The organism is Bombilactobacillus thymidiniphilus (assembly GCF_023380245.1).
Lineage (GTDB): Bacteria > Bacillota > Bacilli > Lactobacillales > Lactobacillaceae > Bombilactobacillus > Bombilactobacillus thymidiniphilus.
This window is the reverse complement of record NZ_CP093365.1, coordinates 746,940-768,431: the sequence shown is the minus strand read 5'-3', so window position 1 is coordinate 768,431 and position 21,492 is coordinate 746,940. Positions and strand designations below refer to the sequence as shown.

Genomic DNA, 21,492 nt, shown 5'->3' with positions numbered 1-21,492 from the left:
GACTTCTAAGGAAGTTAAGCTTCTTTTTTCACTTTTGCAATACGACCACGTTGAATATAAACCATTAAAATACTTAAATCAGCTGGGTTTACCCCAGAAATCCGACTAGCTTGCGCCATTGTTGTAGGATTAATCTTCTTCAGCTTTTGTAAAGCTTCAGTTGCTAAGCCTTTGACATCATCATAATCCAAATTTTCTGGAATTTTTTTAGCTTCCAATTTCTGCAAATGAGCAATTTGGGCAGCTTCTTTTTTGATATAACCGGCATATTTCAAAGCAATTTCAACTTGCTCAGTCACCGCAATCGGCAATTTTTCAGGTGCTGGCGCAATGAATTGCAATAAAGTTGCGTAATTTACTTCTGGACGCTTCAAAAAGTCCGCCGCCAGCATCCCATCCTTTAACGGTTTCATTCCTAAGCCAGCTAAAAAGTCATTAATAGCAGCACTTGGCTTAATACGCGTCTGTTGCAGACGTTTAATTTCTGCAGCTACCTGGGCTTGCTTTTTAACAAAAACTTCTTGACGATTAGAACTAATCAATCCTAACTCAAAACCCTTTTGTGTCAAACGGGCATCCGCATTATCGTGGCGCAAAATCAAACGATATTCTGCACGACTTGTCAACAAACGATAAGGCTCATTGGTTCCCTTAGTCACCAAATCGTCAATCATCACACCAATATAAGCTTCATCACGCCCTAAAATAAACGGATCTTTGCCCTGCACCCGCAAGGCAGCATTAATCCCCGCAATCAAACCTTGTCCAGCAGCTTCCTCGTAACCAGAAGTTCCGTTCATCTGCCCCGCTGTATATAAATTAGCCACTACTTTAGTTTCCAAAGTCGGCTTCAATTGCCAAGGTTCTACCACATCATATTCGATCGCATAACCTGGGCGCATCATTTGTGCATGTTCCAGACCAGCCACCGAATGTAGCATTTCTTGCTGCACATCTTCTGGCATTGAAGTTGAAAAATCACCCACATAGTATTCTTGCGTATGACGACCTTCCGGCTCCATAAAAATTTGGTGCCGAGGCTTATCAGCAAAGCGCACCACCTTATCTTCAATAGAAGGACAATAACGAGGACCAACACCTTCAATAACACCGGAAAACATTGGTGCGCGATCCAAGTTATCTCGAATGATTTGGTGCGTTTGCTCATTAGTATAAGTCATCCAACAAGAAACTTGATCCTTCAAATAATCTGTAATTGGCGTTTCAAATGAAAAAGTACGTGGTGTTTGATCACCAGGTTGCTCTTCCATCTGGGTGAAATCTACTGTATTTTTATCCACACGTGGCGGTGTTCCCGTTTTAAAGCGTTGCAATTGAAAGCCTAATTGCTCCAAATTTTCAGAAAGCTTAATTGAAGGAATCGAATTATTAGGGCCGGAAGAATACATTAACTCGCCAATAATAATTTTCCCCCGCGAAGAAGTTCCCGCTGTCAAAACAACCGCTTTCCCTTGATATTGCGCTCCAGTGTTCGTGACCACTCCATAGCAACTACCATCTTTAACCAACAATCTTTCCACCATAGCCTGGCGCAAAGTTAAATTAGGCTCTTTTTCCAAAGTATTTTTCATAACTTGATGGTATTCATTTTTGTCAGCTTGTGCGCGTAAAGCTCGAACAGCTGGACCTTTACCCGTATTAAGCATTCGCATTTGAATATAAGTGGCATCAATATTTTTGGCCATCTGCCCACCTAAAGCATCAATTTCGCGCACCACAATTCCTTTAGCAGGACCACCAATTGAAGGATTGCAAGGCATAAAAGCAACCATATCTAAATTAATCGTCAACAGCAGTGTTTTTTGACCCATGCGTGCAGCTGCTAAAGCTGCTTCACTACCAGCATGACCCGCACCCACAACAATAACATCATAATTTTCAGTAGAAATATATTCTTTCATAAATAATTTTCACCCTTATTTTCCCACACAAAATTGACTAAATAATTGTGTAATTAATTCATCGGGAGCACTTTCGCCAGTAATTTCACCGAGTTTATCCCAGCAATTTGTCATGTCAATTTGCACCAAATCAATAGGCATTTGTTGTTTAATGCCTGCAACAACATCACTAAGTGCTTGTTGAGCTTGCTTTAACAAACCAACTTGGCGCGCATTAGTAACAACAGCCGTATTTTGCTGCGTAGTAATTCCTGTAAAAAATAATCGTTGAATATTTTGCTCAATTTGGTCGATTCCCTGTTGAGCAACAGCAGAAATTTGGACAATTTCTTGTGGATCACAATCAATCGTTTTTAGATCTAAGATCTGCGGTAAATCCGCTTTATTGACCACGATAATTCGTTTTTTATTTTTTGTGAGTTGCAATAATTGTTGATCTTCTGCGCTTAAAAAGCGACTGCCATCTAAAACTAGCAAGATTAAATCAGCCGTATCAATCGCTTGCATACTACGATCCACACCAATTTTTTCAACTTTATCTGCTGTTTCATGAATTCCTGCTGTATCAACAAGTTGCAATGGAATGCCATTAACATTAGCCAATTGTTCAATGACATCACGCGTCGTACCCGCTACATCAGTAACAATCGCGCGGTCTTGATGCGCTAAAACGTTCAATAAACTTGATTTACCAACATTAGGTTTGCCAACAATTGCTGTTTTCAAACCTTCATTAATAATTTGTCCTTCACTAGCAGTTTTCAGTAATTGCTGGATTTGAGATTGCACTTGTTGCGCTTTTTCCAATAACATTTGCAGCGTCAATTCATCGTTATCATACTCAGGATAGTCAATATTAACTTCCACTTGTGCTAACACTTCTAAAATTTCTTGTCGCAAATTTTTGATCAAATGAGCTAATGAGCCATCTAGTTGATTTAAAGCTTGCTGCATTGCACGATCAGTTTTAGAACGAATCAGATCCATTACTGACTCCGCCTGTGTTAAATCAATGCGCCCATTCAAAAAAGCACGTTTAGTAAATTCCCCAGGTTCAGCTAGTCGTGCACCATTACTCAACAAAATTTGCAAAACACGGTTGGTGGCCATCAAGCCCCCGTGTGTATTAATTTCTACAACATCTTCACGCGTAAAAGTTTTTGGAGCACGCATCACTGAAACCATCACTTCATCAATCACTTCTTGTGTCTGTGGATCAATGACGTGACTGTAATTAATCGTATGTGAAGCCACTTTGGTAAGATTGCAACCACGCGTAACTTTATTAGCTACTGCCACCGCTTGCTCACCAGATAACCGAACAATTGCAATGGCTCCTTCACCACTAGGCGTAGAAATCGCAGCAATCGTATCAAATTCAGTAATTTCCGTCATTTAATTTACTCCTCAAAGCACAAAAAAAGCGCAATTCACCTGAATATACAATTCAGATATAAAGCACTTTGACTACTTTTATAATCTTCTAAGTAATATACCTTGCTTAACCTATTTTGTCAAAAGTAATTAACCAGCATGGCGAAAAGGACGAATCACTAAATATTTGTCTAAACCGCGTCCGTGTGTGCGCACTGTAATATCTTGACGTCCTTGCAAATTTTGGTAAATAATCTTGCGTTCAACTGCTGGCATTGGATCCAAATACACAGCTTTCTTGGTGGCACAAACTTGGTCCGCTTTAAAGGTTGATAGTGAAATCAATGCTTCTTGGCGACGCTTGCGGTAATCACCAGTATCTAACAAAATTGGTTGCTCCCGAAAGCCCAAACAATAAGCATATTCTTGAACGATAGTTTGCAATGCATTAATATTTTTTCCATGTTTACCAATCAAATAAGATTGATAATCATCAACTGTAATAATGTCCAATTTCAAACTATCGGCTTGCTGATTACATTCCACAGCCTCGCTACGTCCAGTAACTGCCAAAATATCAGTTAAATAATCCTTTATTTTGGCAATTTGTTCAGTCGCTGATGTTTCCTGCAGAATATTTTGCACGCTTTCAATAGGATTCAAGTCAACAATCGCACTCTTACGACCAAAACCTAAGAAACCATTCCGACCTTCACGAATAACGTCCACCGACACTTGCTCTCGTGATGTATTTAACTCTTCTAATCCGCGAGCAATCGCCTTTTGGATCGTTGCTCCTTGAAACTGTGTCATAAAATTATTGGCTACTCCTCTATTTGTGCTTTTTATAAGCTTTCTTACGCGCTTTGCGTAAAGCTTTTTGACGTTCTTTTTCTTGTTCTTGCTTCTCTCGTTGTTCACGCCGATATTTAAAGGGGTTTTGCAAAAATAGTGTTTGTACTACTTGGAAAGCGTTGGAAACCACCCAATATACAGAAATAGCGGACGGAAAACTAATTGCTGGGATTAAAACCACAATTGGCATAAACCACATCATCATTTTAGTTGATTGTGGTTGATCAGGCTGTGATAAATTAGCAATCCACGTGCTCAAGAAAGTGAAAATTGCAGCCAAAATCGGTAATACGTAAATTGGATCTGGCTTACCTAAAGACATCCATAAAAAGCTACCATCACGCAATTGTGTCGTACGATAAATTGCTTGATATAAAGCCCACATAACTGGTAACTGAATAACCAACGGCAAGCAACCAATAAAGGGATTGACACCAGCTTCAGCATACAACTTCTTAGTTTCAGCTTGCAATTTTTGCTGTGTATCCATATCTTTAGCAGAATATTTATTTTGCAAAGCTTTCATTTGCGGCTGAATAGCCATCTGCTTTTTCATGCTATTAGTTTGCCACCAATTCAATGGTAACAAAATAATCCGCACGATAATCGTAAATAAGACAATCGCCCAACCATAATTGTCGCCCACTAGATGCGCAAGCCACAAAATAAAGCGAGAAAATTGATATAGTACGTAGTGATTCCAAAAACCAGGGCTATTTTTCGTAATTGGTTGATTGATATTTGAACAACCGCTTACGACAACGATAAACATCAATAATACTGCTACTAAAAGAAAGCGCTTCTTGCTTTTTTTCGACATAAATTAATTTCCTTCAAAAAGTATTTCTAAATCATTTTACCTAATTTTAAAAGATGTATCAGATTTTTTTTCGTTTCTGCCATATCCAAACTAGTTGCAGGTTGTCGCGCAATAATTAAAAAATCAACTTCTGCCGGCAAATCCGATCGCAATTCTAACAACGATTGGCGAATATACCGCTTTACTTGATTCCGCAAAACTGCCGTATGAGCGATCTTTTTACCCACAGAAATACCTACACGAAAATGCTTTTGTCCAGGCTTATCTAATTTATACAAAACAAAAGCTCGATTAGCAACCGAATTATGCTGATTAAAGACGGCTTGAAAATCTTGTTCTTTTTTGACCCGAAAACTTTTACGCATCTCTATAACACCGTCCAACCTCTTCATAATAAAAAACCACTGAATAGTTCAGTGGTTTAGGCGGATAAAACTTTTCTACCTTTTTGACGGCGACGGGCTAATACCTTGCGACCGTTGCTTGTACTCATCCGTTTCATAAAACCATGAACACGTTGACGATGACGTTTCTTTGGTTGATAAGTTCTTTTTGTAGTCATGTATAAACACCTCCATAACTAGTATCGATTATTTACAAAATTGTTCTAATGATAATCACTTTGATAGTTTAACATACTTTTTTTTCAAAATAAATTTTTTTTGTGTTTGCTTGCAATTCTTTGTTTTTTTACTTGTTGAAAACTCATGTAAAACTAAGTGGTTAAAAATAAACAAGTAAACTTATACACAGCGATAATCCCCGTTTATTAACAAATAACATAGTTGTCAACATGTTTTCCACAGCAGTGAATTCCCTTGCTATAAATTATTTCTATTTGCCTAGTAATAAGAATTTATCTTGTATTTTTTGGCTGTGGAAAAATTAAATTGTTAAAAAAACAAAAATATTTATCAACAGTAGTCAAAGATTTTTTTACCTGAATAATGCAATAGTTAATTTAAGATTTCAACCTGTGGAAAACTTTTTTAATTGATGCTAGAATAAGACAGTTAATAATTACACGTTTTAGCGGAGGAGTTTTTTGTGCCTGAAATTACCAACGGCGAACTAGATTCTTTTTGGAATTTTCTACAGGAAAAATTTAAAAAAGAATTCGCAGTAGTCAGTTTTCAAACTTGGATCGAAAGCGCCAAACCACTTAAGTTAGAAAATAATAATATCTATATTGCCGTCCCATCGTCACTGCATAAAGAGTATTGGGAGCGCAATATCAGCACTAAAGTTGTGGAAGCTGCTTATGAATACAGTAACCAAGAGATTGTGCCAATTGTTTTATTAAATTCAGACGTCGAAAAGAAAATGACGCAACCTACCAGCGACAATCAAAATAAAGTGCAACCTGCCGAGTCGCCTTTACAAAAAGCTCATTTAAATAGTAAATACACGTTTGATTCTTTTGTAACTGGAACAGGCAATCAAATGGCTCACGCCGCTGCTTTAGTAGTTTCTGAAGAACCCGGAACTATGTATAATCCGCTTTTTATTTATGGCGGTGTCGGTTTGGGGAAAACCCATTTGATGCAAGCTATCGGTCACCGACTCTTAGATCGTAATCCCCAAGCTAATGTTAAATATATTTCCAGTGAATCGTTTGCGAATGATTTTATCAATTCTATTCAAAATCGTACGCAAGAAGAATTTCGCAATGAATATCGGACTGTAGACTTGCTTTTAGTTGATGATATTCAGTTTTTTGCTGATAAAGAGGGAACGCAAGAAGAATTCTTCCATACTTTCAACACTTTGTATAACACTAAAAAACAAATTGTTTTAACATCTGATCGCTTGCCTAATGAAATTCCCAAATTGCAAGAACGATTAGTATCACGCTTTAAATGGGGGCTTTCTGTGGATATCACTGCACCTGATTTAGAAACTAGAACGGCTATTTTGCGTAAAAAAGCAATTGCCGAAAATCTTGAAATTCCCGATGATGCTTTATCTTATATCGCCAGCCAAATTGATAGTAATGTTCGTGAATTAGAAGGCGCTTTAGTCCGCGTTCAAGCTTATTCCACAATGAAAAATTCGGATATCACCGTTAGTTTGGCGGCTGAAGCTTTGAAGGATTTAAAAGATGCCAAACATCAAGTTGGTTTAAGTATTGATAAAATTCAAACCGTCGTCGCTAAATATTTTAAGATTTCGGTAGGTGACCTAAAAGGCAAGCGACGTACTAAAACAATTGTTGTGCCTCGCCAAATCGCCATGTATTTAGCCAGAGAATTGACAGACAGTTCTTTGCCAAAAATTGGACAAGAATTCGGCGGGAAAGATCATACAACGGTCTTGCATTCCTGTGAAAAAATTGCTAAATTACTCGAATCTGATTTAAATATACAGCATGACGTCACAAACCTGCGGGGCACTCTAAAACAGTAACTTGTGGATAAAAATGAATAAAGTACGAGTTATCCTCAGATTTTATTAACAAATTATCCACAGCTGAATATCTATTATATTTACTGTTTTTAAAGTAATCCACAGTTTTAACAGGACCTACTACTATTACTACTAGGTTTTATTAATAATTAATATAAAAGGAGTCTCCAAATGAAATTCACAATCAACCGCAATCAATTCATCAAAAAAATTAGTAACGTCCAAAGAGCAATTTCTACTAAAACTACTATTCCAATTTTGACCGGTATCAAATTAGAATTGAGCCAAGAAGGTTTGACTATCACAGGTAGCGATGTTGATATCTCAATACAAACATTTATCTCGGTTAGTGATGCTGACAATGAATTACACATTGAAAATACTGGTGCGATTGTCTTACCTGCTCGATTTTTTAATGAAATTATTAAGAAATTGCCAGGTGAACAGTTTACATTGAATGTTGTGGAAAATAATCAGACAATTATCAAGTCTGGTAAAACTGAATTTACTATTAACGGTTTGGATGCAAATAGTTATCCTCGTTTGCCTGAAGTTGAAAGCAATGAAAAATTAAGTATTTCCGCTGAAATGTTGCGCCAACTAGTTGATGAAACTGTATTCTCAGCTTCTAAACAAGAAAATCGCCCCATCCTAACAGGACTCCATTTAAAAATTTCCGCTGAAAAATTGCTTGGTGTCGCAACCGACAGTCATCGGTTAGCGCAACGCATTGTAAAAGTAAATAATCAAAGTGATAATGATTATGATATTGTAGTGCCGGCGCGCAGTTTGAAAGAATTGGAACATTGCTTAATTGAAGACAATTCTGAAATTAAGATTTCAATTTCGGAAAATCAAATTTTGTTTGAATTCCAGAATACATTATTTTATTCTCGGTTATTGGAAGGTAATTATCCAGGAACGGATCGCTTGATTCCGACGAGTTCCGACACGCAGCTAACTTTTGATGCAAAATCATTATTGCAATCTGTCGAGCGTGCTTCCTTGTTATCGCATGCCAGTCGTAATAATGTGGTACGCCTAGCTATTGATGTTAATGCCAGCAAAGTAACTCTTTATGGCAATTCCCCTGAAGTTGGTACAGTAGAAGAAAATTTGACAACGGAGGCTTTAAGCGGGGCTGATTTAGAGATTTCATTTAATCCAGATTATTTAAAAGAAGCATTACAAGCTTTTGGTGATACCAAAATTGAAGTTGAATTTACGTCAGCTTTACATCCATTCACTTTGAAACCAAGTGATAATAAAGAGAACTTTATTCAGCTAATTACTCCAGTTAGAACATTTTAAATAAAAAATAAGAGGATGGACATTAACGTCTAGCCTCTTATTTTTTTGTTTAGGACAGATTTACCCTATTTCGGCTATTTTGCCCGGAAGCAGTTAAAACTCTAAAATCCCCTTTAAATTGCTATCTACCGTTAAAAACGCTATAATTGTACTTGTATTTAATGCTACTGTAATAGGGATGTGAGCGATAATGAAAACGATTAAAATTGCGAAGGAATACATTACTTTGACGCAAGCGTTAAAAGAAATCGGTATGATCGGTACTGGTGGTCAAGCCAAATGGTATTTGCAAGAGAATGAAGTTAAAGTTAATGGTGAATTAGAAACTAGACGGGGCAAAAAGTTGCGTGTAGGTGATCAGATTGAATTACCGGAAAAAATAATTGTGGAAATTATTTAGATGTATTTACAAGAAATCAAGCTAAATAATTTTCGTAATTATAGTCAGCTTGATCTGCAGTTTGATCCGCACTTAAATATTTTTATTGGCGCCAATGCTCAAGGTAAGACTAATTTATTAGAAGCAATTTTGGTTTTAGCATTGGTACGCTCACATCGCACAAGTAATAATCAAGAATTAATTAAATGGGGTACTGATTTCAGCCGTTTGCAAGCACTAGTTCAAAAAGATCAATCGCGCGTGTCGTTAGAGTTGATTTTGAGTAGCGCCGGTAAAAAAGCACGTTTGAATCAGCTTGAACAAAAGAAATTATCGCAATATGTTGGTCAATTGAATGTTATCTTGTTTGCGCCGGAAGATTTGAATTTAGTCAAAGGTTCACCCAGCGTTCGCCGGCGTTTTATTGATATGGAGATCGGGCAAATTGATAAAATTTATTTAAATAATATCTCTAAGTATCGTCAGATTTTGAAGCAACGTAATAATTATTTGAAAAAATTGCGCAGTAAAAAAACAAGCGACAAGTTGTATTTAGAAGTTATTTCCGATCAATTAGCTGGTTTTGGTTCCGAAATCATTGCAACGCGCTATCAATTTTTGCAGAAAATCCAACATTTTTTGCAGCCGATCCACCAAGAAATTACACAGGGACAAGAAAATTTGCAATTGGATTATCATACTTTAGCAGGCGATCCTGCCCAAAAAGTCAATGATATTTATCAGAGTTTGTTGACCAGATTAACGCAGCAAGCTCAGCACGATATTGCATTTGGTTCGACTAGTGTAGGACCGCATCGCGACGATTTTAGTTTTGTGGTTAATCAAAAAGATATTCAGAAATTTGGTTCCCAAGGGCAACAAAGAAGTGCCGTTTTATCAATGAAATTAGCAGAAATTGATCTTTTTCATCAGGAAGTGGGTGATTATCCCATTTTGTTACTGGATGATGTTTTATCCGAATTAGATCAAGTTCGTCAAACACAATTATTGCAAGCTATTCACGAGCGGATTCAAACTTTCATTACGACGACAAGCTTGGATAACGTGCAAATTGACAAAAATAATCGTCCCAAAATATTTAATATTAAGGCTGGAGGCATAATATGAGTGATCAAGATTCACAAACAAATAAGCAAGATTTAGCCCAAAAGGCTAAAGAATATGATGCCAGTCAAATTCAAGTTTTATCTGGCCTAGAAGCCGTGCGCAAGCGCCCGGGAATGTACATTGGTTCCACTAGTGGACAAGGTCTGCACCATTTAGTGTGGGAAATTATCGATAACGGTATTGATGAAGCATTAGCTGGTTTTGCGACCCAAATTGATGTCATAGTGGAAACAGATAACAGTATTACTGTGACTGATGATGGTCGTGGTATTCCGGTAGATATTCAAGCTAAAACAGGTAAACCTGCGCTGGAAACAGTTTTCAATGTCTTGCATGCCGGTGGTAAATTTGGTGGCGGCGGCTATAAAGTTTCCGGTGGTTTGCATGGTGTTGGGGCATCTGTTGTTAACGCTTTGAGTAGCAACTTGGATGTTGAAGTTACACGTGATGGTCAGCGTTATTACATGGATTTTGAACGAGGCAAAGTTAAAACAGCCATGAAGATAGTGGGTGATGCACCAGCTGATGCTCATGGAACAAGAGTCCATTTTGCACCTGATCCAGATATTTTCACAGAAACTACAGTTTATGATGATCACACCTTAGTAACACGGATTCGTGAATTAGCATTTTTAAATAAAGGTTTACGGATTACTTTTCAAGATAAACGTGAAGAATCGGCAGAAACACTGACTTTTCATTATGAAGGCGGTATTAAGAGTTACGTTGATTATTTGAATGAAAATAAAGATGTTATTTTTGCAGAGCCAATTTATGTTGAGGGTAAGCAAGATGGCATTACAGTCGAAGTTGCCCTGCAATATACTGATGATTATCATTCTAATTTGCTAACTTTTGCTAATAATATCCATACTTATGAAGGTGGTACGCATGAAGCCGGCTTTAAGTCAGCTTTGACGCGAGTAATTAATGATTACGGGCACCGCAATAACTTGTTGAAAGAAAATGAAAAACTTTCTGGTGATGATGTGCGCGAAGGGATGACTGCTGTAGTCAGCATTAAGCATCCTGATCCGCAATTTGAAGGACAAACGAAAACTAAATTAGGCAATTCTGATGCTCGAACTGTCACAGATCGGACTTTTGCGGAACGTTTTAATAAATTTTTATTGGAAAATCCTAGTGAAGCTAAAAAAATTGTCGAAAAAGGTATGTTGGCTTCTAGGGCTAGAGTTGCTGCAAAGCGAGCTCGTGAAGTAACTCGGAAAAAATCTGGCTTAGAGATTAGTAATTTACCAGGGAAATTGGCTGATAACACGAGTAAGGATCCAGAAATTTCTGAATTGTTTATCGTCGAGGGTGATTCGGCTGGTGGTTCAGCAAAAGAAGGACGTTCTCGTTTAACACAGGCTATTTTACCGATTCGCGGTAAGATCTTGAATGTGGAAAAAGCCTCTATGGATCGCATTTTGGCAAACGATGAAATCCGGACTTTATTTACTGCTATGGGTACTGGTTTTGGCGAAAGTTTTGACGTTTCTAAGGCTCGTTATCATAAATTAATTATCATGACGGATGCCGATGTTGATGGTGCCCACATTCGAACGTTACTTTTAACATTGATTTATCGCTATATGCGCCCAATTTTAGATGCAGGATTTGTTTATATTGCTAAACCACCACTATATCAAGTGCGCCAAGGTAAAGTGGCACGTTATATTGATTCTGATGAAGAATTGAAAGACTTTATGGTGACCTTGCAGCCTAGTCCAAAGCCTGTTATCCAGCGTTATAAAGGTTTGGGTGAAATGGATGCTGATCAATTATGGGAAACGACGATGAATCCAGATAATCGGCGTCTAGATCGTGTTTCTGGTGATGATGCTGCCGATGCTGATCGGGTATTTTCCATGTTGATGGGCGATAAAGTGGAGCCTCGTCGTGATTTTATTGAGCAAAATGCGAAGTTTGCTGAATTGGATTTTTAATTTGAAAGGAGTCACTAGTGCATGAGTAATACAGACGACCGTCGAATTCAGACTGTTGATTTATCCAAAACAATGCGGAGTTCATTTTTGGACTACGCAATGAGTGTTATTGTGGCACGGGCGCTTCCAGATGTACGTGATGGTCTCAAACCGGTTCATCGCCGTATTTTATATGGTATGAATGAACTAGGTGTCACGCCAGAAAAGCCTTATAAGAAATCAGCGCGGATTGTCGGTGATGTTATGGGAAAATTCCATCCCCACGGTGATTCAGCAATTTATGATGCCATGGTGCGGATGGCGCAAAAATTTAGTTATCGTTATGTACTAGCTGACGGACACGGCAATTTCGGTTCAGTCGATGGCGACCCTGCTGCGGCAATGCGGTATACTGAAGCGCGCATGAGCAAGATTTCTACTGAAATGCTACGTGATATTAATAAAGACACAATTGATTTTATGGAAAACTATGATGGCACCGAACGCGAACCTGTTGTGTTGCCGGCACGTTTTCCGAATTTATTAGTTAATGGTGCTACGGGAATTGCGGTTGGTATGACAACCAATATTCCCCCTCATAACTTAAAAGAAGTAGTGGATGGCATTCACATGCTGATGAAAAATCCAGATGTGACGATTGCTGAATTAATGCAAGCAATTCCTGGTCCTGATTTTCCTACTGGCGGAATTGTTATGGGCAAAGCTGGTATTAAGCGTGCTTATGAAACAGGGCATGGTAGCATTGTTTTGCGTGGTAAAGTGGATATTGAAACGAAGCCGAGCGGACGCGAACAAATTATCATTACGGAATTGCCGTACATGGTTAATAAAGCTAAATTGATTGAACGAATTGCGGAATTGGCGCGTGATCATCGAATTGAAGGAATTACGAATTTAATTGATGAATCTGATCGTACCGGTATGCGTGTAACGATTGATATTCGGCGTGATATGAGTGCCAATGTTGTCTTAAATAATTTGTACAAAATGACTGCTTTGCAAACTTCTTTTGGTTTTAATATGGTCGCAATTGTTAAGGGCGCACCTAAAGTTTTAACTCTAAAAGAAATTTTGCAATATTACTTGAAGCATCAAGAACAAGTTATTCGGCGGCGAACACAATTTGAATTGACTAAGGCACAAAATCGGGCACATATCCTTGATGGTTTGCGGATTGCTTTAGATCATATTGATGCTGTTATTCAAGTGATTCGTGGTTCCAAAACGGCTGAAATTGCTAAAAGTACGTTAACCACACAATTTGAGTTGTCTGACAAACAAGCACAAGCGATTCTAGATATGCGTTTGGTACGTTTGACAGGTTTAGAGCGCGATAAAATTGAGTCAGAATATCAAGATTTAATGGCTAAAATTGCCGATTATAAAGATATTTTGGCTAAACCTGAGCGGATTGATCAAATTATTTATGAAGAATTAGTTGAAATTCAGACTAAATATGGCGATGAGCGGCGTACTGAATTGCTTGTTGGTGAAGTCTTGAGTATTGAAGATGAAGACTTGATCAAAGAAGAAAATGTTTTGATTGTGCTGACTCATAATGGCTATATTAAACGCTTGCCAGCAGATGAATTTAAAATCCAAAATCGTGGTGGACGTGGAATTAAAGGCATGGGTGTCAATGATGATGATTTTATTGAGCAATTAATCTATACTTCCACGCATGATAATCTGCTATTTTTCACTAACTCAGGCAAGATTTACCGTTCTAAAGCTTATGAAATTCCTGAATATGGTCGTAATGCTAAGGGTATTCCGATTATTAATTTGCTAGGTGTTGATACCGGTGAGCAAATTCAAACAGTTGTTCACGTACACCGCGATGGTGAAGAAAACGGTAAATATCTCTTTTTTGTAACTAAAAAGGGTACTGTGAAGCGTACAGCGATTGAAGAATTTCAAAATATTCGCAAAAATGGTTTGCGTGCGATTACTTTGCGCGATGATGATTCGTTAGATAATGTAATGTTAACCGACGGTCAACAAAATATTTTGATTGGAACGCATCAAGGTTACGCAGTTACTTTTTCTGAAACAGATGTGCGCAATATGGGACGGACTGCCTCAGGTGTGCGTGGTATTCGTCTGCGTCCTGAAGATTATGTGGTTGGCTCGGCTATTTTGCAAGCAGACAGCACTGTTTTGGTAATTTCTGAAAAAGGTTACGGTAAGCAAACACCAGCTAGCGACTATCCAATTAAAGGTCGTGGCGGTAAAGGAATTAAGACTGCCAACGTGACAACTAAAAATGGTCCAATAGCAGGCGTCACAACAGCCCATGGCAATGAAGACATCATGGTCATGACTAATAATGGTGTGATGATTCGTTTTGCTGTGCAAGATGTTTCCACTACTAGTCGTGCAACTTTAGGTGTTCGCTTGATTAAATTGGATGATGGTTCAATTGTATCGACGATGGCTAAAGTGGATCATGAAGACTTAGAAGAAGCTGATACAGAAAAAAATTTAGAAGAATAAAAATTTAAAAGACTTTTTACGTAATCTAAAAGTAGCGCTTGATTTTTAGATGACGGAAAGTCTTTTTTTACTGGAATTTCTCAAATTAAAATGTTAAACTGATGATCTGTGAGTATTAGCTGTAAGATTAGTTAAATACTCCTTGGGAATCTGTAAAAAGTTTCTCCATTAGTCCATAAGGAGGTAATAATTGTGGCCAAGACACATTATGAAATCACATATATTATTAAGCCTGATATTTCTGAAGAAGATAAAAAGGCTTTGATTGACCGTTTTGACACTATTCTTAAAGATAACGGTGCAGATGTGATTGATTCTAAAGACTGGCAAAAACGTCGTTTAGCCTACGAAATTGGTGGTTACACTGAAGGAACTTATCACATTATCAATGTTAATGCTGATGACCAAAGTGCAACTGACGAATTTGATCGTCTTTCTAAGATCGATGACAACATTTTACGTCATATGATCATCAAGCGTGAAGATTAATTGAACTGATTTGTTTCATGTGAAACAGATTAAGGCAAAGGGAGATGGCAGATATGATCAATCGAAGTGTTCTAGTTGGGCGATTAACTAGAGATCCTGATTTACGTTATACTTCTAATGGAACTGCTGTGGTCACTTTTACCGTTGCTGTCAATCGACAGTTTACCAATGCTAACGGTGAGCGCGATGCAGATTTTATTAATTGTGTAATTTGGCGTAAAGCAGCGGAGAACTTTGCTAACTTTACCCATAAAGGTTCATTGGTTGGTATTGATGGTCGTATTCAAACGCGAAATTATGAAAATCAACAAGGTCAACGTGTATACGTTACTGAAGTGGTAGTTGATAATTTTTCATTATTGGAGCCCAAATCAGCAAACAATAATCAAAATCGTGCAAATAGTGCACCGATGCCTGACCCTAATGATAGTTACGGTAGTAATGACGGAAATAACAATAATAATGTTTCCGATGATCCATTTGCTGCTAATACGCAATCAATTGATATTTCTGATGATGATTTACCGTTTTAATATTTAAGAATGAAAGGAGTGTCACTAATGCCTCAACAACGTCGTGGTGGTCGTCGTCGCCGTAAGGTTGACTTCATTGCTGCTAATCATATTGAATATATTGATTATAAAGATACTGATTTATTGAAGCGTTTTATTTCTGAACGAGGAAAGATTTTGCCTCGTCGCGTGACTGGAACTAGCGCCAAGAACCAACGTCGTTTAACAATTGCGATTAAACGTGCACGTGTCATGGGCTTGTTACCATTTGTTGCTGAAGATTAATACTTCAGTTAAGAGCTTACCTATACGAGGTGGGCTCTTTTTTTACATATAACGTAAATTTATTTAATTTAAGTAGATGTCGGCTAGTAAAAACGCTATTTTTATGTCGCGCCAGACTTTGATCCTTTATCCTTAATGGCAATTAGATAATTATGATATGTTAAAATACATTTAGTTGATAACTAAAAAGAGGAGCTTATGGAAAATAATAAAATAGCCAAGCGGCACTTATTGGCAGTCAATCGCCCGCTAAAGTTTGGATTTGTGATTGTGGGAATCTTGACTGTCTTGTTAGTAGTGCTAGCTTATATGCTACAGCCTTTGATGGCAGTGTGCGTAGCAATTGTGATTTGTTTGATTGCAATTTTAGGCGCTTATTCACTGAATAACTTTGTTAAGCAGACTAATAAATATCTTTACGATCTTTCTTTTCGTAAAAATCGGGGAGAACAAGAAGCCATGATTGATATTCCTATTGGAATGCTGCTGTATGACAATGATAAGCAACACACCATTGAGTGGGTTAATCCTAATTTGCAATATTATTTTGGCAAAAGGGATTTAATTGGGCATAGTTTGTCGACGATCAGCGGTCAATTAGATAAATTAGTGAACCAAGATACAAAGGACGTTAAGGCTAAGCAAATATTAAAAATTGGTGATTCTCAATTTCAAGTTTACATTCAGAGTACTTTACAAGTTATTTATTTATCTGATGTAACTGAACATATGCGCATTGAGCAACAATATGCCGATGAAAAAATTGCTGTTGGACAAGTATTTTTAGATAATTATGATGAGTTAACACAAACTATGGCTGATCGTGATCTTTCTAATTTGAATAGTTATGTGACCAATCAGCTAACTGACTGGGCAGGACAGAATTCAATGTTTTTGAAAAGGGTAAGTAGCGATCGCTTTATTATTATTGCGTATGCTTATTCTTTGCGAGCAGTAGAACAAGATGGTTTTCAAATTTTAGATAAGATTCGACGAGAAACGTCGCAACAAAATTATCCGTTGACGGTAAGTATTGGTTTTTCCTATGGCAGCAACGATTTGAATGAATTAGCGCAGGATGCACAAAAGAATTTGGATTTAGCTTTGGGACGTGGTGGTGATCAAGCTGTTGTTCGTCAAGGTGATGAGCAGGCACGTTTTTATGGTGGAAACACCAATCCTATGGAGAAAAGAACGCGAGTGCGCGCGCGTATGATTAGCCAAGCTTTGCGTGATCTGTTTAATCATGTTGATACCATTTACGTGATGGGACATGCTAAGCCCGATATGGATTCGATTGGGGCATGTTTGGGAATTCATCGCATCGCACAATTGAACAATAAAGTTTGTAAAATAGTTGTTGATGGGACTAATGCTCATACTGATGTTTTGCGGCTATTAGACTGGATTCATGAAGATCCTAATTTAAAAAAAGATATTGTGAAACCTAATTGGGCGGTTGAAAATGCCGATCAACGCAGCATGTTGATTATGGTTGATGTCTCCAAGCCTTCCATGACGATGAGTCCGGAATTGTATGATAAATTGGCAACTAAAACTGTCGTCATTGATCATCATCGTCGTGGCGAAGAATTTCCGAAAAATCCAGTTTTGGCTTACATTGAACCTTATGCTTCTTCTGCTTGTGAATTAGTAACGGAGATGATTGAATATCAACCACAAACCACTAATTCACTATCTAAATTGGAAGCTACAGCGATGTTAGCTGGCATGGCGGTGGATACGCATTCCTTCACTTTGCGCACAGGAACACGGACTTTTGATGCAGCTAGTTATCTGCGTTCAGTTGGTGCTGACGGTACGCAAATGCAAAATTTGCTGAAAGAGAATATTGATTCTTACATTGAACGCAATCATTTGATTGATTCAGTAGATATTATTTCTCCAGGAATTGCTTTATGTGCGGGCGAAGAAGATCAAAATTATGATGCGGTCATTGCAGCACAAGCTGCTGATACTTTGTTGATGCTGGCAGGCATTGAAGCATCATTTGTTATTACTAAACAAGCTACTGGCAAAGTGGCGATTTCTGCGCGTAGTTTAGGTAATTTGAATGTGCAAGTTATCATGGAAAAAATGGGCGGAGGTGGTCATTTGTCTAATGCAGCCACGCAACTTAGTGATGTTACGATCGCACAAGCTAAAAAAGAATTGATTGAAATTGTGCAGGAAAAAGTAGAAGATAGAAAAAAAGAGAACGATGAGGCATAGCAGGAGGAAATGATGCGAGTAATTTTTAAGCAAGATGTCCGTGGTAAGGGTAAGCGCGGTGAAGTTAAGGAAGTGGCTGACGGTTATGCGCGCAATTTCTTAATTAAGAATGGCAAGGCTGAGGCGGCTACAACTAAGGCGGTTAGCGAGCTAAATGGTAAAAAACAAGCTGAGCAACGCGAAAAAGACGAAGAATTTGCTGCAGCAACCATGACAAAAGAAGTCCTTGAAAAAGACGAAACAGTTGTCGAATTAACATCAAAAGCTGGTAGTGATGGACGTTTATTTGGCTCTATTCCTAGTAAACAAATTGCACAAGCTTTGGCACAGCAATACAAAATTGAAATTGATAAGCGCAAGATCGAACTTGCTGAACCGATTAAGGCTTTGGGTTACACCAATGTGCCTGTAAAGTTATATCCGGGTATTGAAGCAACGATTCGTGTGCATGTTGCTGAAAAATAAATTTGTTACAGAAAATACGTAATTAAAGTTACGTATTTTTTTATTAGCTAAATTCGATTTTTTAAAAAAAATGGTTTATACTGAAAGCGATTTCAGGAAGGAGAAATTGTTTATTTTTTCACAAATATCGGTTAAAATGGTCTTTGTGAAAACATTCATAAAGATCAAGTTGTGGGGTTGATTACATGAAAGGAATAAAGTTATGAAAAATGAGACACAAGAGAAAAAATCTGCACCTTTATTAGTTCAAATGCTGATTTATGCAGCTGTATTATTTGTATCGCAATTTATTTCCAATTCGATGCCAAAGTCTTTCCCATTGCCGACAGCAGTTGTGGGCTTGGTGTTGTTGTATTTGCTTTTAACGTTGCATATCATCAAAGTTGAGTGGGTCGATTCTTTTGGTGGCGCCATGATTGGCTTAATTGGTTTTTTATTCGTGCCTTCAGGAATCTCATTGGCAGCTAACTTGAAAATCATGCATGATGAGGGGATCAAGTTAGTTATCGTGATCATTTTAGCTACTATCGTATTGCTCGTGGTGACAGCTTATACGACGCGCTTATTGTTGCTTTTGAGTGAGAAATGGTTCCATCATGATTCTGGCATGGAAAAACAATCGCAGGAGGATAAATAAATGATGATCTTACTTTCAAACCCTTTATTCGGCGTTTTATTGTCATTAGCTTTATTTGTTTTAGGACAGTGGCTATTCGACAAAACTAATGGGTTCTTCTTATTGCAACCTTTGTTTTTCGCAATGGTTATGGGAATTGTTGTTTTAGCTTTGCTAGGGCATAGCATGGGGATGACTACTGCACAGTTTTATCAAAAAGCTTATAAACCCGGTGGCGATTTGATCTTTTGGTTTTTGAATCCAGCAACGATTGCATTTGCTGTGCCATTATATAAAAGAAATGATGTCATTAAAAAACACGGTTTCGTGATTTTATTCAGTTTGGTTATTGGTACGATCGTATCATTATTTGCGATTACGGGAATCTCAAAATTAGTTGGCTTAAGTCACGTAGGTACTGCTTCGATGCTCAGTCAATCCGCAACAACTGCTATTGCTTTGCCATTGTCAACTGCCGTTGGTGGCAATGCAGCAGTTACAGCGATGGCCTGCATTTTGAATGCGGTTATCATCTATGCTTTAGGTAAATGGCTCATCAAATGGTTCCGTTTGGATAAGGATCCAATTGGTGAAGGTTTAGGTATGGGTACAGCTGGTCATACGGTTGGTTCTGCCTTTGCGGTTAAATTGGGTTCGATTCCTGGAGCGATGGCAGCTGTGGCTGTTGTTGTTATTGGTGTCGTCAATAATTTGATCGTGCCGCTGTTCGCTCATTTGATGCATATTTAAAATAGATTATCTTTTAAAAAAGAGTAGTGGTATACTCTTTTTTTTTACATAGCAATAGGGTAATGTTTACTTAATAAATGTGTTTATAATATATATGTAATTTAGAAAATTGAGGTTCAAATATGAGCAACGACAACCTTATTCAGCGAATGCCTCCGAATAGTAAAGAAGCTGAACAGTCAGTTTTAGGCTCTATTTTGTTGCGACCGGAAGCAATCATTGAAGCCATGGAATATTTGGCGGCAGATTCTTTCTATCAGCATGCGCATCAATTGATTTTTGCGGCAATGGTTGCCTTAAACGAAGCTGATCAAGCAATTGACTTGGTTACTGTTAAAAATAATTTAACTGACAAAAATCAGTTAGATGATGTGGGTGGCGTGAGTTACTTGAGTGAATTGGCGACAATTGTGCCAACAGCTGCTAATGTGACTTATTATGCCAAAATTGTAGCAGATAAAGCAGTTTTGCGTAATTTAATTAATACAGCTACAGATATTGTAGCGCAAAGTTATGACGAGCAAAGTGAAGATGTTACCAATATTTTAGATAAAGCTGAACGCCAAATTATGGGTGTCAGTGAGAATCAGTCGAATAATGGTTTTCAGAAAATCAGTGATGTTTTGAATTCTACTATTGAAAATATTGATAAGTTAGCACAGGAAGATTCTGCGGTGACCGGTTTATCAACGGGATACGGCGAATTGGACAAAGTTACGGCTGGCTTACACGCTGATGAATTAGTGATTTTAGCAGCCCGCCCGGGGGTTGGTAAAACAGCTTTCGCATTAAATGTGGCTGAAAATGTGGCAGTTCATAGTCAAAAAACAGTTGCGATTTTCAGTTTAGAAATGGGCGCTGAGCAGCTAGCAAGTCGACTTTTGTGCGCTCAAGGCAGTATTGATGCTAACAATTTGCGAACTGGACAATTAGATGAAACTGAATGGCATAATTTGATTGTAGCGATGGGAATTTTATCGAAAACTTCAGTTTATATTGATGACACCCCAGGGATTAAAATGGCTGAAATGCGTGCCAAATGTCGTCGTTTGGAGAAAGAAACTGGCGAAATTGGTTTGATTATTATTGATTATTTACAGTTAATTGAAGGTACAGGACAAGAAAATCGCCAACAAGAAGTTTCGACAATTTCCCGGCAATTGAAAAAATTAGCTAAAGAGTTACATGTACCAATTATTGCTTTATCACAGTTATCACGGGGCGTGGAACAACGACAGGATAAAAGACCAGTTTTATCGGATATTCGTGAATCTGGTTCCATTGAGCAAGATGCTGATGTAGTCGCCTTTTTGTATCGGGAAGATTATTATAATGAAGGTGATGAAGATGGACAGGAAAATCAAGAAATAGATGATGCTGATGTCGGTGAAGTGGAAGTTATTATTGGCAAGAACCGTTCAGGACCACGGGGAACTGTGAAACTGCTGTTCGTCAAATCTTACAATAAATTTGCTTCAATCTCGCCTTTGACGGAAGGATAGT

General features: G+C 37.9%; 20 protein-coding genes. 14 read left to right on the top strand and 6 right to left on the bottom strand.

The window, feature by feature from the left end:
• Window positions 1-14 precede the first annotated feature (14 nt).
• The 6 genes from mnmG to rpmH form a co-directional block, all read right to left on the bottom strand.
• On the bottom strand, window positions 15-1,922 hold the full coding sequence (gene mnmG, locus MOO47_RS04080; RefSeq protein WP_249512195.1) for a tRNA uridine-5-carboxymethylaminomethyl(34) synthesis enzyme MnmG: 1,908 nt from the start codon (window positions 1,920-1,922) through the stop codon (window positions 15-17).
• A gap of 15 nt (window positions 1,923-1,937) precedes the next feature.
• Window positions 1,938-3,317 (bottom strand): tRNA uridine-5-carboxymethylaminomethyl(34) synthesis GTPase MnmE, encoded by a 1,380-nt coding sequence (gene mnmE, locus MOO47_RS04075; protein WP_249512194.1) that lies wholly within the window; start codon window positions 3,315-3,317, stop codon window positions 1,938-1,940.
• A gap of 129 nt (window positions 3,318-3,446) precedes the next feature.
• Window positions 3,447-4,109 carry an RNA-binding cell elongation regulator Jag/EloR gene (jag, locus tag MOO47_RS04070; RefSeq protein ID WP_249512193.1) on the bottom strand — a complete coding sequence of 221 codons (663 nt, stop codon included), beginning with the start codon at window positions 4,107-4,109 and terminating at the stop codon, window positions 3,447-3,449.
• A 19-nt stretch (window positions 4,110-4,128) separates the two neighbouring features.
• Window positions 4,129-4,971 (bottom strand): membrane protein insertase YidC, encoded by an 843-nt coding sequence (yidC, locus tag MOO47_RS04065; protein ID WP_249512192.1) that lies wholly within the window; start codon window positions 4,969-4,971, stop codon window positions 4,129-4,131.
• A 26-nt stretch (window positions 4,972-4,997) separates the two neighbouring features.
• Entirely contained in the window at window positions 4,998-5,336 is a 339-nt protein-coding gene (gene rnpA, locus MOO47_RS04060; protein ID WP_249513542.1) for a ribonuclease P protein component, read from the bottom strand.
• 56 nt (window positions 5,337-5,392) lie between these two features.
• Window positions 5,393-5,533 (bottom strand): 50S ribosomal protein L34, encoded by a 141-nt coding sequence (rpmH, locus tag MOO47_RS04055; protein WP_249512191.1) that lies wholly within the window; start codon window positions 5,531-5,533, stop codon window positions 5,393-5,395.
• Window positions 5,534-6,027: 494 nt separating this feature from the next.
• On the opposite strand from rpmH, the gene dnaA reads away from it, so the two are divergent.
• The 14 genes from dnaA to dnaB all read left to right on the top strand — a co-directional run bounded on the left by dnaA (window position 6,028) and on the right by dnaB (window position 21,491).
• Window positions 6,028-7,377 (top strand): chromosomal replication initiator protein DnaA, encoded by a 1,350-nt coding sequence (gene dnaA, locus MOO47_RS04050; protein WP_249513541.1) that lies wholly within the window; start codon window positions 6,028-6,030, stop codon window positions 7,375-7,377.
• Between the two features lie 171 nt (window positions 7,378-7,548).
• Window positions 7,549-8,688 (top strand): DNA polymerase III subunit beta, encoded by a 1,140-nt coding sequence (dnaN, locus tag MOO47_RS04045; RefSeq protein ID WP_249512190.1) that lies wholly within the window; start codon window positions 7,549-7,551, stop codon window positions 8,686-8,688.
• Between the two features lie 190 nt (window positions 8,689-8,878).
• Window positions 8,879-9,088 (top strand): S4 domain-containing protein YaaA, encoded by a 210-nt coding sequence (gene yaaA / locus MOO47_RS04040; RefSeq protein ID WP_249512189.1) that lies wholly within the window; start codon window positions 8,879-8,881, stop codon window positions 9,086-9,088.
• Window positions 9,089-10,195, top strand: coding sequence for a DNA replication/repair protein RecF (recF, locus tag MOO47_RS04035; RefSeq protein ID WP_249512188.1), 1,107 nt, complete (start codon window positions 9,089-9,091; stop codon window positions 10,193-10,195).
• The gene (gene gyrB / locus MOO47_RS04030; protein ID WP_249512187.1) at window positions 10,192-12,144 is read left to right on the top strand and encodes a DNA topoisomerase (ATP-hydrolyzing) subunit B; all 1,953 of its coding nucleotides are present in this window, start codon (window positions 10,192-10,194) and stop codon (window positions 12,142-12,144) included. The genes recF and gyrB overlap by 4 nt, the downstream gene beginning before the upstream one ends.
• Window positions 12,145-12,165: 21 nt before the next feature.
• Complete coding sequence (gene gyrA / locus MOO47_RS04025; RefSeq protein ID WP_249512186.1) at window positions 12,166-14,640, top strand: DNA gyrase subunit A; 2,475 nt, start codon at window positions 12,166-12,168, stop codon at window positions 14,638-14,640.
• A gap of 192 nt (window positions 14,641-14,832) precedes the next feature.
• Entirely contained in the window at window positions 14,833-15,129 is a 297-nt protein-coding gene (gene rpsF / locus MOO47_RS04020; protein WP_249512185.1) for a 30S ribosomal protein S6, read from the top strand.
• 53 nt (window positions 15,130-15,182) lie between these two features.
• A complete protein-coding gene (ssb, locus tag MOO47_RS04015; protein WP_249512184.1) occupies window positions 15,183-15,662 on the top strand; it encodes a single-stranded DNA-binding protein in 480 nt (159 codons plus the stop codon).
• 27 nt (window positions 15,663-15,689) lie between these two features.
• Window positions 15,690-15,926 (top strand): 30S ribosomal protein S18, encoded by a 237-nt coding sequence (rpsR, locus tag MOO47_RS04010; RefSeq protein WP_249512183.1) that lies wholly within the window; start codon window positions 15,690-15,692, stop codon window positions 15,924-15,926.
• A 198-nt stretch (window positions 15,927-16,124) separates the two neighbouring features.
• Entirely contained in the window at window positions 16,125-18,158 is a 2,034-nt protein-coding gene (locus tag MOO47_RS04005; RefSeq protein WP_249512182.1) for a DHH family phosphoesterase, read from the top strand.
• Window positions 18,159-18,170: 12 nt separating this feature from the next.
• Entirely contained in the window at window positions 18,171-18,623 is a 453-nt protein-coding gene (gene rplI, locus MOO47_RS04000) for a 50S ribosomal protein L9 (RefSeq protein ID WP_249513540.1), read from the top strand.
• 202 nt (window positions 18,624-18,825) lie between these two features.
• Window positions 18,826-19,260 carry a CidA/LrgA family protein gene (locus MOO47_RS03995; protein WP_249512181.1) on the top strand — a complete coding sequence of 145 codons (435 nt, stop codon included), beginning with the start codon at window positions 18,826-18,828 and terminating at the stop codon, window positions 19,258-19,260.
• A gap of 3 nt (window positions 19,261-19,263) precedes the next feature.
• Window positions 19,264-19,989 carry an LrgB family protein gene (locus MOO47_RS03990; RefSeq protein ID WP_249513539.1) on the top strand — a complete coding sequence of 242 codons (726 nt, stop codon included), beginning with the start codon at window positions 19,264-19,266 and terminating at the stop codon, window positions 19,987-19,989.
• A 122-nt stretch (window positions 19,990-20,111) separates the two neighbouring features.
• Complete coding sequence (gene dnaB, locus MOO47_RS03985) at window positions 20,112-21,491, top strand: replicative DNA helicase (protein ID WP_249513502.1); 1,380 nt, start codon at window positions 20,112-20,114, stop codon at window positions 21,489-21,491.
• Window position 21,492: the final 1 nt, after the last annotated feature.

Coding starts and splice junctions, on each gene's coding strand:
- mnmG (WP_249512195.1), bottom strand. CDS start 1,922: ATGAAAGAATATATTTCTACTGAAAATTATGATGTTATTGTTGTGGGT.
- mnmE (WP_249512194.1), bottom strand. CDS start 3,317: ATGACGGAAATTACTGAATTTGATACGATTGCTGCGATTTCTACGCCT.
- jag (WP_249512193.1), bottom strand. CDS start 4,109: ATGACACAGTTTCAAGGAGCAACGATCCAAAAGGCGATTGCTCGCGGA.
- yidC (WP_249512192.1), bottom strand. CDS start 4,971: ATGTCGAAAAAAAGCAAGAAGCGCTTTCTTTTAGTAGCAGTATTATTG.
- rnpA (WP_249513542.1), bottom strand. CDS start 5,336: ATGCGTAAAAGTTTTCGGGTCAAAAAAGAACAAGATTTTCAAGCCGTC.
- rpmH (WP_249512191.1), bottom strand. CDS start 5,533: ATGACTACAAAAAGAACTTATCAACCAAAGAAACGTCATCGTCAACGT.
- dnaN (WP_249512190.1), top strand. CDS start 7,549: ATGAAATTCACAATCAACCGCAATCAATTCATCAAAAAAATTAGTAAC.
- yaaA (WP_249512189.1), top strand. CDS start 8,879: ATGAAAACGATTAAAATTGCGAAGGAATACATTACTTTGACGCAAGCG.
- recF (WP_249512188.1), top strand. CDS start 9,089: ATGTATTTACAAGAAATCAAGCTAAATAATTTTCGTAATTATAGTCAG.
- gyrB (WP_249512187.1), top strand. CDS start 10,192: ATGAGTGATCAAGATTCACAAACAAATAAGCAAGATTTAGCCCAAAAG.
- gyrA (WP_249512186.1), top strand. CDS start 12,166: ATGAGTAATACAGACGACCGTCGAATTCAGACTGTTGATTTATCCAAA.
- ssb (WP_249512184.1), top strand. CDS start 15,183: ATGATCAATCGAAGTGTTCTAGTTGGGCGATTAACTAGAGATCCTGAT.
- rpsR (WP_249512183.1), top strand. CDS start 15,690: ATGCCTCAACAACGTCGTGGTGGTCGTCGTCGCCGTAAGGTTGACTTC.
- MOO47_RS04005 (WP_249512182.1), top strand. CDS start 16,125: ATGGAAAATAATAAAATAGCCAAGCGGCACTTATTGGCAGTCAATCGC.
- rplI (WP_249513540.1), top strand. CDS start 18,171: ATGCGAGTAATTTTTAAGCAAGATGTCCGTGGTAAGGGTAAGCGCGGT.
- MOO47_RS03995 (WP_249512181.1), top strand. CDS start 18,826: ATGAAAAATGAGACACAAGAGAAAAAATCTGCACCTTTATTAGTTCAA.
- MOO47_RS03990 (WP_249513539.1), top strand. CDS start 19,264: ATGATCTTACTTTCAAACCCTTTATTCGGCGTTTTATTGTCATTAGCT.
- dnaB (WP_249513502.1), top strand. CDS start 20,112: ATGAGCAACGACAACCTTATTCAGCGAATGCCTCCGAATAGTAAAGAA.